14 protein-coding genes are annotated in these 14,658 nt (G+C 55.0%); 5 read left to right on the forward strand and 9 right to left on the reverse strand.

Annotation, left to right across the window (positions count from 1 at the left end; genetic code table 11):
- Window positions 1–7: 7 nt before the first annotated feature.
- From F9C28_RS08345 to F9C28_RS08355, 3 genes are read right to left on the reverse strand one after another with little or no spacing between them, the layout of a single operon-like run.
- A complete protein-coding gene (locus F9C28_RS08345) occupies window positions 8–775 on the reverse strand; it encodes an Lnb N-terminal periplasmic domain-containing protein (protein ID WP_199014771.1) in 768 nt (255 codons plus the stop codon).
- Window positions 775–2,082 carry an MFS transporter gene (locus F9C28_RS08350; RefSeq protein ID WP_199014772.1) on the reverse strand — a complete coding sequence of 436 codons (1,308 nt, stop codon included), beginning with the start codon at window positions 2,080–2,082 and terminating at the stop codon, window positions 775–777. The genes F9C28_RS08345 and F9C28_RS08350 overlap by 1 nt, the downstream gene beginning before the upstream one ends.
- A gap of 3 nt (window positions 2,083–2,085) precedes the next feature.
- Complete coding sequence (locus F9C28_RS08355; protein ID WP_199014773.1) at window positions 2,086–3,303, reverse strand: MASE1 domain-containing protein; 1,218 nt, start codon at window positions 3,301–3,303, stop codon at window positions 2,086–2,088.
- A 483-nt stretch (window positions 3,304–3,786) separates the two neighbouring features.
- Between F9C28_RS08355 and F9C28_RS08360 the strand changes: the two genes are divergently transcribed.
- Window positions 3,787–4,740, forward strand: coding sequence for a diguanylate cyclase domain-containing protein (locus tag F9C28_RS08360; protein ID WP_233148995.1), 954 nt, complete (start codon window positions 3,787–3,789; stop codon window positions 4,738–4,740).
- A 17-nt stretch (window positions 4,741–4,757) separates the two neighbouring features.
- Here the strand turns inward: F9C28_RS08360 and F9C28_RS08365 are convergent, their stop codons facing one another.
- A complete protein-coding gene (locus F9C28_RS08365; RefSeq protein ID WP_199014775.1) occupies window positions 4,758–5,216 on the reverse strand; it encodes a helix-turn-helix domain-containing protein in 459 nt (152 codons plus the stop codon).
- On the reverse strand, window positions 5,182–5,547 hold the full coding sequence (locus F9C28_RS08370; protein WP_199014776.1) for an AraC family ligand binding domain-containing protein: 366 nt from the start codon (window positions 5,545–5,547) through the stop codon (window positions 5,182–5,184). Before F9C28_RS08370 ends, F9C28_RS08365 begins: the two co-directional genes overlap by 35 nt.
- A 103-nt stretch (window positions 5,548–5,650) precedes the next feature.
- On the opposite strand from F9C28_RS08370, the gene F9C28_RS08375 reads away from it, so the two are divergent.
- Window positions 5,651–6,577 (forward strand): DMT family transporter, encoded by a 927-nt coding sequence (locus F9C28_RS08375; RefSeq protein ID WP_332909406.1) that lies wholly within the window; start codon window positions 5,651–5,653, stop codon window positions 6,575–6,577.
- Between the two features lie 70 nt (window positions 6,578–6,647).
- Here F9C28_RS08375 and F9C28_RS08380 read toward each other — a convergent pair whose 3' ends face one another.
- The 3 genes from F9C28_RS08380 to F9C28_RS08390 form a co-directional block, all read right to left on the reverse strand.
- Window positions 6,648–6,974, reverse strand: coding sequence for a gamma-glutamylcyclotransferase family protein (locus F9C28_RS08380; protein ID WP_199014777.1), 327 nt, complete (start codon window positions 6,972–6,974; stop codon window positions 6,648–6,650).
- Between the two features lie 242 nt (window positions 6,975–7,216).
- The gene (locus F9C28_RS08385; protein WP_199014778.1) at window positions 7,217–8,449 is read right to left on the reverse strand and encodes an amino acid permease; all 1,233 of its coding nucleotides are present in this window, start codon (window positions 8,447–8,449) and stop codon (window positions 7,217–7,219) included.
- A 319-nt stretch (window positions 8,450–8,768) separates the two neighbouring features.
- Window positions 8,769–10,130, reverse strand: coding sequence for a formimidoylglutamate deiminase (locus F9C28_RS08390; RefSeq protein ID WP_199014779.1), 1,362 nt, complete (start codon window positions 10,128–10,130; stop codon window positions 8,769–8,771).
- A 101-nt stretch (window positions 10,131–10,231) separates the two neighbouring features.
- Between F9C28_RS08390 and hutC the strand changes: the two genes are divergently transcribed.
- Window positions 10,232–10,984, forward strand: a complete 753-nt coding sequence (gene hutC, locus F9C28_RS08395; protein ID WP_199014780.1) for a histidine utilization repressor — start codon at window positions 10,232–10,234, stop codon at window positions 10,982–10,984.
- On the forward strand, window positions 10,981–11,547 hold the full coding sequence (locus F9C28_RS08400) for a HutD/Ves family protein (protein ID WP_199014781.1): 567 nt from the start codon (window positions 10,981–10,983) through the stop codon (window positions 11,545–11,547). The genes hutC and F9C28_RS08400 overlap by 4 nt, the downstream gene beginning before the upstream one ends.
- 52 nt (window positions 11,548–11,599) lie before the next feature.
- On the opposite strand, the gene F9C28_RS08405 is transcribed toward F9C28_RS08400, so the two are convergent.
- The gene (locus F9C28_RS08405) at window positions 11,600–12,565 is read right to left on the reverse strand and encodes an Rpn family recombination-promoting nuclease/putative transposase (RefSeq protein WP_199014782.1); all 966 of its coding nucleotides are present in this window, start codon (window positions 12,563–12,565) and stop codon (window positions 11,600–11,602) included.
- 408 nt (window positions 12,566–12,973) lie between these two features.
- On the opposite strand from F9C28_RS08405, the gene hutU reads away from it, so the two are divergent.
- On the forward strand, window positions 12,974–14,650 hold the full coding sequence (gene hutU / locus F9C28_RS08410; RefSeq protein ID WP_199014783.1) for a urocanate hydratase: 1,677 nt from the start codon (window positions 12,974–12,976) through the stop codon (window positions 14,648–14,650).
- The last annotated feature ends 8 nt before the right edge of the window (window positions 14,651–14,658 follow it).

A 14,658-nucleotide genomic window follows, 5' to 3' on the forward strand; every position in this document is an offset into this window, starting at 1 on the left:
ACGCAGTTTATTCAGTAGGCGCGCCGCGGCGGATGTCCTGTGAAAAGCTTGGGCTGTCGATAACGCTGTGCGCCGCCATCAGGCGGCTGCGCGCCCGCAGCGTGGCAAAAGGCTGGCGGGTATCCAGCAGCCCCATCTGGTAACAATAGCGATCGGCAAAGCCGCTTAATAACAGCCGCCAGTGATATTTTATCGCCGGGGATACCGCCCGGCCGTGGCGCAAAATATTGGTGGTGCAATTATTCAATAATGTGTGATACCACTCCGGGTGGTTATTAAGCTGCTCAATGCGTAATAAATAATCGCGCAATAATTGCTGGCTTTGCTGAGGCGTAATATTCAGGGAATATAAATAAACCCGTTCCCGGCGGATATGCAGCCGCACGCCAATTACATCCCGCTCATCTGCGACCACGTACATCAGCGGATAATTACGCCACAGGCCGCCCAGGGATGACCAGGGTTGATTATGGCGGCGCCGGGTTTCTACCGAGATAGCCAGCCACTGACCATCGCGAAAGCCAAAACTTAAAAAGGCGTGAGCCACGCAGCCCCCGCCCCAGTACGAGAGCACCAGCGCCGTGGTGGTCAACTGGGAGAGATCCCGCTGGCGCTGATACCAGGCGGGGCTCTCCTGGCCGGTGGGGCTATAGCGGAAGTCGCGAATATTGCGCAGGGTGAAGCGGTTATCATCGTGCCACTCGACCTCTCCGGGGCGGGCGTATTCCGCGAGCCAGTCAATGGCGTCCTCCCCGGATGGGGGCTGGATGAGCATCAGTTCAGCCTTTCGGTCTGGCGGCGGATGCTGAACCAGCGGTTATCCGCCGGGTGTACGATAGCGCTCAGCGCCCGGGCGTAGTCCAGCACCAGGCCCGGGGTCCATGCCATGGTGGTGGCGCGCTTACGCAGCTGTGCCGCAATCCACATTTCAGGAATAAAAAACAGCCCGAGGAAGCGCAGCCAGCCGTAACGCTGAGCAAAAACACCGTCCAGCGCGGCTTCCAGGCCATAGGCGACGCTGCTGGAGCAGTTACGGGAGGTCAGATTGTAGATCTCCTCATCGCGGTAGCGTAGCCAGTAGCGCTTCAGGGATGCGCCGTTGATATTGTGGAAGATGATTTTCCGGTCAGACTCGCACCAGGCGGCGGATTCGCTGGAATAATCGGGCTGGAATTTCCCGGCTACGTTGTTCTCCTGGATTGCCTTTAGCGTGTTAAAGAACTCTGACGGTGAGCGGTCAATATCCACCGCAGGATACAAACTGATATACAGGGCGGGCGGCAACTCCAGGGCCGCGTGACCGGTAGAGATAACGCCGGTAGCATCCACGGCGGCAATATAGCGATTAAAGACCGGACGCGGGATTGGCTGGTGGGCCGCCGAGCCTTCGGGTGTCCAGACATGCACGGTGAGCGGGCCATTTTCACCGGCTGGTGCGGTATCGGGTTGTTCATCGTCGGGTAAGACGCTGGCTTTACTCTTGATAAATAGCCGTTCCGGGGCCAGCAGGGCAAACACCGAACGCCTATCGTGCAGCCGGAAGGCCCGCCACGCGGTTCGCACACACTGGATACCGCTGATAAGCATCAACATTCCCACCAGTTGGGCGATGGTGCCTTTATGGTGGGTAGGGTAGGGCTGGAACAGAAACAGCGCGAAAGCCAGATAACCAATCCCGGCGACAAACGACGCTTTCCAGTTATCAAAGCGTACCACCCAGGCGGAGGCCATCACAAACAGGCCGGTAATGAAGAAGGCAAAGCCGAACAGCAGTGCCAGCAGCAGGTTGCTGATGCCGTGCCCCAGCAGGGTCATCAGGGCGATAAATAAAAATAACGTCCCCTCAAAGTAGAGAATGGGCTTACGGGCCCCGGCTGCCCCGGGGGCCATTATCAGCATAACCAGGCTTTCACAGATAAGCAGCCCGCTGAAGAACCGGGAGGGGAAGTACAGCATGCCGTCCAGCCCGTCGATAAATATCGACAGGCCCGCTATCCCCCACAGCACGCCAAACAGCGCCAGCAGAGGGGTCGCCTGGCGAACGAAATTAGCGCCCATTAATAACAGTGCAATTTGTAACATGGCTCAGCCCTCCCCGGGCGTGGGTGCGTGATTTTCCTCATCAGCCCACTGACCAACCAGTAACAGCCCCCAGGGGCGCTGCAGGCGAATTAATGTAGTTTCTTCTATGTGAATGTGGCGCCAGCCGGGCAAGTGCAGGGTGAAGCGAAAAGGCTGGCTGGTGTTGTGATCGTTAACGACCGCCGCCCAGCGCTGGCGCATCTGGCCCTGGTCCTCTTCGTCCAGCAGGGCAATTAACTGGTCCCGGTGGGTTATTGCGGCCAGTTGCGTTTGCAGGGCGGAGGTGCTGTTTTCATCCCAGCCGATACGCCCGCTTTCCGGTTCGAGAAAGTATGAAATCGTCGGTTTTCTGGCCTGGTGGTTATACAGATAGATAAAGCTCAGCAACAGCGCGGTGCCGGAGAGGTAAATCTGGGCCAGTAACAGGGGCTCTCCGGCGTGCAGGCCGCGGGTAAAAAACGGCCCGTATCCTTGCCATGAACAGACAATAACAATGGCGCTAAAACAGGTGAACACCAGTGCACCGGCTTTATTTCCGCCGATCAGCGGCAGGGCGATCATCAGCATCACCGGCACACAGGCCAGCATAAACAGCGAGACGTCGCCTTTGTCCCCACTGGGGGGTTGGCGGAAGATATACAGGGTCAGGCCACACAGCAATAATCCGAGTACGGTCGCTGATACGCAGCGGGCAAGGGGAGGCCGGCCATCGTTGCGCAGCAGCCCGACAATTATCGTGGTCAGCAATACCGTGCTGGACACATTGGCGGACCACCAGATCCACAGGGCGCGGGTAAATGCGATGTCGTGATGAAGGGTGGTCCAGATGGCGATCAACCCACCCGCCAGGGTGCTGATAATAGCGGTAGAGAGCAGCCAGACGATCAGCGCATGCAGCGTGTCACCGGGCCGTGAATAGTGGCGGACACACCAGGCGATGGCGATATCATCACACAATGACACTACCGAGTGGATCAGCGACGTGTTCAGGCTGTGGTGCACGACGGCATCCAGCAGATACTGGACGGTAAACAGGCCGATAAACAGCGCCAGCCAGAGGCGGCCTGGGGTCAGGATAAATGCCGCTACCGCCATGCCTGCCGGTAACCAGACAAATGACAGCCGGTCTTGCGCATCATGGAGCCAGAGCGATAAGTACCCCAGTAAGAAATATAACGTACACCACAGCAATAACTGCCAGTAATAGCGACCAGAAAGCATATTTACCTCTGACAGATGACCCGGTTGAATAGGTGTGCCCCGATAAAGTGCACAGGAATAACATCTGTTACGTATTTGTACGTAACTATATGATATATATAGATTTATATTTTAAATCACTCATGTCAAATGGCTATACAAAAGACCATAAAACTTGAAGGTAATCTGCACTGGGGCATATTGGGTTTGGGTATTTGGCGTAGATAAATTTATGGTGGGTTAATCGATGGCGTTGTTTATGGTGGCAAGGCCAATTACAATTGGCTGGCGTAGTGATAATGCATTCTGTCATCTAGCGCCCATCAAACTAATACCTGAGAGTGATAATTTCTGACACTTTTATCGGTTATCATATGGCATGGTGTATCTGCGCTGCCATGTATATTACCTGAGTAAGGTAAAAATATGCCGTGAGTATGATGATATTGTTGCGGTAATTTTAAATTAAATTTTCTGTAGTATTTGTCCCTGGAAATGAATGTGATGGTTGTGAATAGCGCGAAGGCAACGGATATTTTTGATATCAATGAGCGTCAGCAATATGACATCGTTAGCGAAATGTTGAATGTCAGCGAGGATTGTATCAAAGTGATTGGGACGGATGGCTCGCTGCTGTTTGTAAACCATGCCGGTTGCCAGGCATTGGGGATCGATAAAAATAACCCCGCGGGTATCAACTGGCTTAGTCTGTTACCAGACAACGTGCAGCGTCGCGGTCGCGCAGCGTTGAAAAAGGCCAGCCAGGGACAACGCTGTACGTTTAACGGGGCCACCGGTACAAATACCAGTGATGTTATTTACTGGAATAATGCGCTCACGCCGGTTATCGGTGATGATCAACAGGTCTCCCATATATTATGTGTCTCCCGGGATATTACCCGGCAAGTGCTGGCTGAGCGTAAGCTAAAAGTAGAAAGTGAAAGCGATGCCCTGACAGGGTTGTATAATCGACGGGCTTTTCATAAATATTTGTCGCGGCGGATACTCAGAGCGAAAAGAAAGCATCAGCAGGTCGGGCTATTATTTATTGATCTTGATGATTTTAAATATATCAATGACAGCTATGGTCATATGGTGGGCGATAAAGTATTAAAACAGGTCGCAAAGAGTATATCCAAAGTACAAAATGAGCACCGGATCATCGCGCGCCTGGGGGGCGATGAGTTTGCGGTGATCATTGATGATGTTACTGATGATGCGGACATTTTATCTGTGGCGCAGAGCATCATTAATCAGGTGTCGCGCACGGTTCGTTACGGGAAGCAGTCAGTGTCTTTGGGGGTTGGCATTGGTATTGCGGTTTATCCCGGCCAGGCGGGCAACGCCCATGAACTGATACGCCTTGCGGATCTGGCGATGTACCAGCAAAAATCCCGCGGGAAAGCAGGCGTCTGTTTATACCATCAAACGGCGAGTTGTGAACGGCGCTCACACTGAGGTATCGCTCGCCGGGATCAGGTATTGCCGCCCGGTGTACGGCCAGTCTGGCGGGAGAACATCGCAATAAACGCTGATGCCGTGCTGTAGCCCATCTCAAAGGCGACACTTTCAATCTTTTCTCCCTTCTCCAGCAGCGGCATGGCCCGCACAACGCGTAAACGCTGGCGCCACTGGTTTAATGACATCCCCAGCGTGGCTTCACACCGGCGGTGCAGGGTACGCATGGTGATCCCGGCCTCCCGGGCAAGGATCGCCAGTGGGGTATTACTTGCGGGATCCCGCTCCAGTTTTTCGAGGATGGGCCGGATGACAGGATCCCCGGTGAAGGGCAGAAAATTGTCTTTTACCGGTGCGCTGTTCAGCTGGTCGCGCAATACCATCAGCAGCCTCTGATGCGCGTCAGAGAGCGGCAGATGCGGTGGATGGTGGCGCAAATGGCTAAGCAGTGCCGTGGTAAAAGGGCGTGGTTTCAAGGGAGCAGGCATACGCCGGTAGTGCCTGGCACAGCGGTGCAGAGAGATACAGCGTGCAGTGGATCGCGCCATTACGGTTTAGCCCTTCATGGGTGACACCGGGGGGAAGCCAGATCCCATAGTGGGGCGGGGCCAGTAAATGGCCGTGTTCAAGGCGCACCTCCAGCAGGCCAGTAAACGAGTAGACAAACTCACCCCAGTGGTGGCGATGGCGTGAGTAGCTGGCGCCCGCAGGCATCTCTGCCACCCGGAACCAGAGCGGCGCAGGGATCTCGTGTTCAAAAGGGGGAGCAATATGGTGTTGCTGTTGGGCCATACGGCGGTGAGGCATAGGTATTCTGCTGATCTGCACTATTGAATGTCCATTTTGCATTATATGCGCCATACCGGCCACTGCCATACTGCGGGTTTTATCACGCTGACAGGAAAAGACGGTGAGGCGAGGGGTCGATTTACGCGCGGTGGCGAGCATGGTACTGCTGTGTATTATCTGGGGTATCCAGCAGGTGGCGATTAAAGGTGTGATGGATGAGGTTTCCTCCCTGTTGCAGATTGCCATTCGCAGCGGGGCCAGCGCAGTGCTGATTTTTCTGTTGTCCACATGCCTATCCCGTACGACGGCGGATACCCGGGAATTCCGGCTGGCAGGGTGTGTCGCCGGGGCGCTATTTGCACTGGAGTTTTTCTTTGTCGCCCAGGGGCTGCGGTTTACGTCGGCATCCCATATGGCGGTATTCCTGTATACCGCGCCGATATTTGCCGCGATTGGCCTCCAGCTGTTTCACCCGGATGAACGGCTCAGCCTGCTTCAGTGGGGTGGTATTGCGTTGGCATTTACCGGGATTGCCGTGGCCTTTTTATCTGGCGGGCAGCAACGCGGTGATGTGCACCAGATGCTGATCGGTGACGGTATGGGGCTGCTGGCCGGGTTTTCCTGGGGGGCGACTACGGTGGTGGTGCGCTGTTCCGCCCTGAGCCGGGCCCCGGCGAGCGTCACGCTGTTTTATCAGCTGGCTGGCGGGGCGGTATTGCTGCTGCCGCTGGCGTGGGTGTCTGGCCAGCACCATTTTCAGCCGGCGCTGGCCGGTATACTGAGCCTGGTATTCCAGACGCTGGTGGTCTCTTTTGCCAGCTATCTGGCATGGTTTAGTCTGATGAAGGTGTATATCGTCTCCCAACTGGGGATATTGTCGTTTATGACCCCGGTATTTGGGGTGCTTGCCGGGATGCTGATATTACATGAGAAACCCTTGCCGGAATTTTTTTATGGCAGTGCGCTGATTCTGGCTGGGGTAATTATTGTCAGCGGCATGCCGTGGTTTAGCGAATATATTAAAAAACGGCTGCGCTATCAGGTTTAATATTTCTTAATTTTTATTTCTAGTGACCTGATGTTTAACCGGGCTGAATATTCAGCCCGGTTAAACAATATTATTGGCTCAGCATATAAATCCATGACTGTACTTTACGGCCACTATGAGTAGTTACCGTAACGCTCACGCGCTGATACTCCGCGCCTTCGAACGCATCCAGCACCTGCCAGTTAGCCGCCAAATTATCTGAAGAAAATAAATAGCCGTTTACCCGATTCTCGCTGTTATCCAGCACAATACCCGGGTAGCCCATGTCGGCTCCCCAGCCTTTTTGTTCCAGAGAACCATTAACGTAGCCTTCTTCCCAGCTACCGCCGATATTTTCCATTATATGGGCGTTAGGGCGGCCGGGGCATAATGTGCCATAGACAAATAAACTATCCATTAGTAAATTCCAGATGATATAAAACAGAATATCAGGCTACCATGAATATCATCGGGGTGCCATATTTTACAGCGCTATAATAATATAATAAATTGCTGGCGTTAATTAATAGTAATTATATTTGTTACGCGATGCGCTAAAAAAGCGCAGGGCAACAATCTGCTCAATCACCACGACCTCAATTACCACGACATTGAGAGGTTGCCCCTGGCGGCGGTATCCAGGGGCGTACGGCGGGGTGTCTAGCCTAAGAACATCACTGATACGCACATCAGGCCAACAATCAGGGTTATCAGATTCCCCACTGAACGGTACGGTTTCAGCGCCGGGATCAGGTAGGTGGACAGTGTTGGCATAATAAACAGGATCATGGCGATCAGCGGCCCACTGATGGCGTAAATCATTGATATCGCGTTTGGATTAATGCAGCACACGATAAAGGTCAGTAGTGATACCAGCATAATCGACAGCGCCCGGTTAAAGGCCCGGCTTTTTTTCACTCCCACCTGGTTCAGGCCGGTTTTGACCATCTCAGTGGCCCCTTCAATCACCCCGAAATAGGTCCCGAGGAAGGATTTTGACATGGCAATGACCGCGACAATAATCCCTGAGATAGAGAGCCACGCCGGGGCATTGGGCATCATTGACAGTGCCGACAAGATAGTGACGCCGTGATCTTTTGCGGAGGTAATATACGACGGGGGAATCGACAGCACACAGCTGAAGACAAAAAACAGCACGCTGATGCAGATGATCAGATAGGCGACTTTCATGATTTTTTTGCATTTATCCATTGCCTTATCGGCGTATTTTTCCCGTCTGTCGATGGCAAACGTGGAAATGATAGGCGTATGACTAAAAGCGAAAACCATCACCGGAATTGAAATCCATATCTGGTGTAGCGTGTGCTGATCAAAGGACATTTGGCCCGTCAGCAGCGAGGGCTGCCAGCTGCCGGTCAGGTAGAACGACAGGAACAGGAAGTAGGCGATCAGCGGGAAAACCAGGAACCCCATCACCCGGATGGTCGCATGGCGGCCCATCAGGAAAATCAGGTTTAGCACCACGACGACCGCCAGGCTGACCATCATGCGTATGTGGGTATTAATCACCATATGGGCTGCCAGCTGCTCGATAAGCGAGTTGGTTATCGCTACCGCGTAGATCAACACCACGACAAAGAAGGCAATAAAATACAATGCGGTAATCAGGCTACCTATCTTCTTACCGTAATAGTGGGTGACGGCGGCAGTGATCCCCTCGCCCGAGGCGGCGGTATTGGATGACAGGATAAACTGGCATAACGCTTTGTGGGGCCAGTAGGTTAATGGCCATGCCACCAGTGCCGTAATGAACAGAACAACAGCCCCTGCGGAACCCAGCTGTATCGGAAGGAATAGAGTACCTGCGCCAACGGCAGTCCCATATAGTGCGAAACTCCAGAGAGTCTCTTCTTTTGACCAAATTTTAGACATCGACTGAATGTATCAACTATAAAATAAACAAAAAGTAGCGCAATTTACCATAAATAGCGTCAGTTCGGGGGTTCTTGCGTGAAGTTTCGGGCAAGTAGATTGAAATTTCTGGAATTATTACGAAGCGTAACCGCGTTTTCGGCCTGAAAAAACAGAAGGTTAATCGGTTGCGTTGCGATCCTGGGCGGCCAATACGGGGGACGCTTTCTGGCGGGATCCTGCGAGAGGGCGCCTTTGTACCTGCTGGCGCCACATAATGCTGCCATGGGCGCTGGCTGTCCCCGCCGGTGATAAGCAGCCGGAAGACGCCATTTTTTGATTAGCGCAGCTGTTTCAGCACCCGTATAAATGCCACGCTAAGTGATTCATCATCCGCATGGTGGCCATCCTTAATCACCCAGCGGCCGCCGGTCATCACATGGCGCACCGGGTTAGCAGAGCAGGCGAATAGCCAGCGGTTAAGCCGCATTGCGTCACTGGCGGTGGCAATAAATGGTTCCCGGTCATCCAGCACCAGTAAATCTGCGCGGTAGCCGGGCTGCAGGCGGCCAATTTTCTGCCCCAGAGCCTGCGCGCCACCGCGTAATGCCCCCTGATACAGGACGTTACCGATAGCGGGCTCATCGGGTAACGCCAGCCGGTTGCGGCGCTGATCCTGGAGCCGCTGACCATATTCAAGCCAGCGTAATTCCTCAGCCACGCTGACCGTAATATGGCTGTCCGAACCAATCCCCCACAGGCCCCCCTGAGAGAGATAACGCTGGCCGGGGAAAATACCGTCCCCGAGGTTGGCTTCGGTAGTCGGGCACAGCCCCGCGACCGCGCCGGACGCGGCGAGGCGGTCTGTCTCCGGGACGCTAAGATGGGTGGCGTGGATCAGGCACCAGTGGTGGTCCACGGCAACATGGTCAAACAGCCACGCCACGGGCCGCTGGCCGCACCACGCCAGGCAGTCATCAACCTCTTTTTGTTGTTCGGCAATATGAATATGTACGGGCTGTGGCTGGTGGGCGTGATACGCCAGTACCTGCTGGATTTGTTCAGGCGTAACGGCCCGCAGGGAGTGGAAACATAGCCCGGTACGCTGCATCGGTTCCCGGGCGAGTTGTGCGGTCAGATAATGATGGAGAGCCAGATAGCTGTCAGTATCCTGAATAAAACGCCGTTGCCCCTGGCCTGGCGGTTGGCCACTGAACCCGGCATAGCTGTACAACACCGGCAGCAGGGTTAATCCGATGCCGGACTGGCTGGCTGCCCGGGAAATCCGTAGCGCCAGGCTATCCTGGAGCGAATAGGGATTGCCGTGATTATCGTGGTGCAGGTAGTGGAATTCAGCCACTGAAGTGTACCCGGCTTTCAGCATCTCGATATACAGATAACGGGCGATGATTTCGACCTGGTCCGGGGTTATCTTCGCCGCCATGCGATACATCAGATCGCGCCAGCTCCAGAAGCTGTCACTGGGATTGGCGACAACCTCTGTTAGCCCGGCCATCGCGCGCTGAAAAGCATGGGAGTGGAGGTTGGGCATTCCCGGCACCACAATACCGGGCAGGCGCTCACCATCAGGGGCAGCATTAGCGACGATACCGGTGATGTCGCCGCTGTCGGAAATGGTAATACTGACGTTGTGTGCCCAGCCGTCAGGCAACAGTGCTTTTTCCGCAAACCAGACCGCCATGCCATTCCCCTGTGTTATGTAAATGTATATACATGTATGTAGATATACATCTAATAGGTCATAGAGTAAACTGAGAATGTCATTAGCGTGAGGAATGCTTCATGGATCTGGAAAAACCCCCCATCATGGATGAGCAACTGGAAAACCCCGCCCCGTTTTACGAACGGGTGAAAGCCATGATCAAAACCAAAATTCACAGTGGCGCCTGGCCGGTGAATTACCGTGTTCCCTCGGAAAGTGAGTTGGTTAGCCTGTTCGGTTATAGCCGGATGACGGTAAACCGCGCCCTGCGCGAGCTGACTGCTGAAGGGCTGCTGGTACGGATGCAGGGGGTGGGAACTTTTGTCGCCGGGATCCGCGGTCAGTCGGCTCTGCTGGAGATCAACAACATTGCGGATGAGATAACCAGCCGCGGCCATCGCCACCACGCCAGAGTGTTCCGGCTCACGGAAATAGAAGCCGATGCCCGGCAGGCGTTCAGCTTTGGTATGCAGCAGGGCTGCCGGCTGTACCATTCACTGATCTGCCACTATGAAAACGGTGTGCCGATCATGCTGGAGGATCGGCTGGTGAATACCCAAGTGGTGCCGGATTATCTCCAGCAGGATTTTACCAGGATCACGCCGAACGCCTATCTTTCTTCTATTGCGCCGATCGTCGAGGGAGAGCACGTCATTGAAGCGGTGAACGCCAGCCGCGCAGAGTGCGCGTATCTTGAGATCGATGAACATACCCCGTGTCTGCTGGTTAATCGCCGTACCTGGACTGGCCGACAGGAGAAGAAAATCGTCACCAGCGTCCGTCTGGTGTATCCCGGTCCCCGTTACCGGCTGGAAGGGAGCATGCGTAAATGATCCAATTACTGCGCTATCACGATTATCGGGCCATGCCCTGGAAGAACGGCCAGGGGATGACCCGGGAAGTGTGCCGTTCTCCGGCACAGGGGGAGTATGACTGGCGCATTTCCCTGGCGACCATCACCCAATCCGGGCCATTTTCCCGCTTCGACGGTTACTTACGTAATATCAGCGTGCTGGAAGGGGGTGGGATGCACCTCACCATAGATGGCGAGCACTGCCCGCTGCTCACGCGGTTTCAGGCGCTGGATTTCAGCGGCGCATCGGCAGTGGAATGCCAGGTTGTCAGCGGCCCGCTGCTGGATTTTAATGTTATCTACCGTGCCGATCGGGTACGGGCTACGGTACTCTGGAGTGGCGAAGGCCACTGGCAATACGAAAGTGGGATACGGCTGCTGTTTAATGCCGGTGATAACCTGACGGTCCATATTGATGGCCAGCCGGTGGTGCTACAGCGTTATGACAGCCTGCTGGTGGATCGCCCTGTGCCGCTGATAATCAGTGATAGCCCCGGGGCCAATATTGCCAGGGTGACGCTGTTTTCCCGCAGCCCCCATTAGCCTTTCCTTGCCGGTTCCCCGGCAAAATAGTTTGTTGGGGGAGGGGTTATGCTTAATGGTGAAGTTGATCCAGCTCTGCCCGGGTAATGCCGGTCATCTGGATAATTTCGTGGTGATCGAGGCCGTTTTGCAGCATGGCGCGGGCGATTTTCAGGATGGTCTCGCGCTCGCCTTCCTGGCGGCCACGTGCGATACCTTGTTCGATACCCTTCGCGATCCCTTTTGCGATCCCTTTTTGTTCCAGCTGTTGGGCTATGGTCATCAATGTGTCCTCATGTTGTGGCACCCGCTGTGCCAGTTCGCGTACAAAGGCTTCGGCATCTGAGGTTTCACCCGCCTGCACCAAATAGTTTATCAACGAAACCAATTGCTGTCCCGTCATGTATTCATTCAATAACAGGGTCGCCAGCCTGTCCAGCTGGTCGGCCAGGTTGCGCCGGTGAATATGTTTTTGCAGCAGGGTGAGTGCAGCCATACTGCGGTGGTTCATTATCTCATCATCAGGGATCACGGTAACGTCAACCAGGGGAAAATCGCTGCTGTAGAGCTTTTCGGCCAGCCCGGGGTCGGCAAACCCATCCAGCCAGCGGGTGGAGTATGGGTAAGGGCTGCGTTTACCGGTATAGAATAATACCGGGATCACCAGCGGCAGTTTTTTATGGCCCGCCTCCAGGTGGCGGTGCATGGCGGCCACCGCGTAGCGAATCAGGCGAAATGCCATATGCCGATCGGGTGTCGACTGGTGCTCAATCAGCACATGAATGTAGGCATCGCCGCGGCTGGATTTCAGGCTATAAAGAATATCGCTGAAATAGGGGCGCAGGGTCTCTTCCACAAAACTGCCAGGCTCCAGGGTCAGCGTCGTGAAATCGCAGATTGCCTGCAGTTCGGCTGGCAGATGCAACTGCATAAAATCCCGCGCAGTCGCTGGATGGGATAAAAACTGTTTGAACGCCAGATCGTGTGGTGTTGCCACGTTTTTTGTGGTGCGGCCTTGTTTATTCTTAGGTTGAGGCATCCTCTCTCCGCGCTGGCCACCTGGGTTACCGGTGAGTGAATTGTAGCGAAGTGAGCCTCGGCATATCTGCCATTTTCCCGATCTGCTGGCCTGGGCGGGCTAACTATGGTGTCCCGTTGCAGCTTTCACATTACGCGTCAATCTCCGACATAAACCCTCTTTATCCGTTGTCGCCATGACTAACCGGCGCACAAAAATGAGGCATGGTCGCGGTTTTCGGCACTAAAAAAGATCATCTAACTGCCGTGTTTTCAACGGGGTAATAGTCGGGTATTTGGTTAACTAAATGATATAAAAAGAGTATTTAACTTTTTGCCTAAACTGGCACTTAATGTGCTTATCATGTATATACAAGTTACCAAAAGAACATAAAAACAACAATTCAGCATCGTTGATAAGGTAAGGTGCATGAGCAAGCAAACAACCCGTTTTCGTGATGTCGATATCCGCGCACCCCGCGGCACTATGCTAACTGCCAAAAGCTGGCTGACAGAAGCGCCGCTGCGCATGTTAATGAATAACCTCGACCCAGACGTGGCGGAAAACCCCCATGAGCTGGTGGTGTATGGCGGTATTGGCCGCGCCGCCAGAAACTGGGAGTGTTACGACAAGATTGTCGCCACCCTGAAACAGCTGGAAGATGACGAAACGCTGCTGGTGCAGTCCGGTAAACCGGTGGGGGTGTTTAAAACCCATCGCAACGCGCCGCGGGTACTTATTGCCAACGCTAACCTGGTCCCCCACTGGGCTAACTGGGCGCATTTTAACCAACTGGATGCCAAAGGGCTGGCGATGTACGGCCAGATGACGGCAGGCTCATGGATCTATATCGGCAGCCAGGGCATTGTGCAGGGCACCTATGAAACCTTTGTTGAAGCGGGGCGCCAGCACTATAACGGCGATCTGCGCGGGCGCTGGGTGCTGACTGCTGGCCTGGGGGGCATGGGGGGCGCACAGCCCCTGGCGGCGACCCTGGCCGGGGCCTGCTCGCTGAGTATTGAATGCCAGCAATCGCGTATCGATTTTCGTCTGCGCACTGGCTATGTGGACGAGCAGGCCAGGGATCTGGACGATGCACTGGCGCGCCTGCAACGCTATACCACACAGGGGAAAGCGGTCTCCATTGCGCTACGCGGCAATGCGGCGGAGGTGCTTCCTGAGCTGGTTACACGCGGTGTACGCCCGGATCTGGTCACCGACCAGACCAGCGCCCATGACCCGCTCAACGGTTACCTGCCGGCGGGCTGGGACTGGGACACTTACCGCGCCCTGGCCGTTACTGAACCGGAGCGGGTTATCCAGGCGGCAAAGGCATCGATGGCCGAACATGTCACCGCGATGCTGGCCTTCCAGCGCCGGGGCATACCGGTATTCGACTACGGTAACAATATTCGCCAGATGGCCAAAGAAATGGGAGTGGCGAATGCGTTTGATTTCCCCGGATTTGTTCCGGCGTATATCCGCCCGCTGTTCTGCCGGGGGATCGGGCCATTTCGCTGGGTGGCGCTGTCCGGTGACCCGGAAGATATTTACCGCACTGATGCCAAAGTCAAAGCGCTGCTGGCGGATGATAATCACTTGCACCGCTGGCTGGATATGGCCCGGGAGCGGATCAGTTTCCAGGGGTTACCGGCGCGTATTTGCTGGGTCGGGCTTGGCCAGCGCGCCCGGCTCGGGCTGGCATTTAATGAAATGGTGCGTAGTGGTGAAGTCTCCGCGCCGATTGTGATTGGCCGCGACCATCTGGATTCCGGCTCTGTCGCCAGCCCGAACCGCGAAACCGAAGCCATGCTCGACGGGTCGGATGCCGTTTCTGACTGGCCGCTGTTGAACGCCCTGCTCAATACCGCCAGCGGGGCGACCTGGGTGTCATTGCACCACGGCGGCGGGGTGGGAATGGGGTTCTCCCAGCATGCGGGGGTGGTGATTGTCTGTGACGGCACTGACGATGCGGCGGAACGTATCGCCCGGGTATTGAGCAATGATCCGGCGACCGGGGTGATGCGCCATGCGGATGCCGGTTACGACATTGCCATTGCGTGCGCCCGGGAGCAGGGGCTGAACCTGCCGATGATCACCGGCTAAATCAGCCG

This window comes from Shimwellia pseudoproteus (assembly GCF_016415625.1).
GTDB lineage: Bacteria > Pseudomonadota > Gammaproteobacteria > Enterobacterales > Enterobacteriaceae > Shimwellia > Shimwellia pseudoproteus.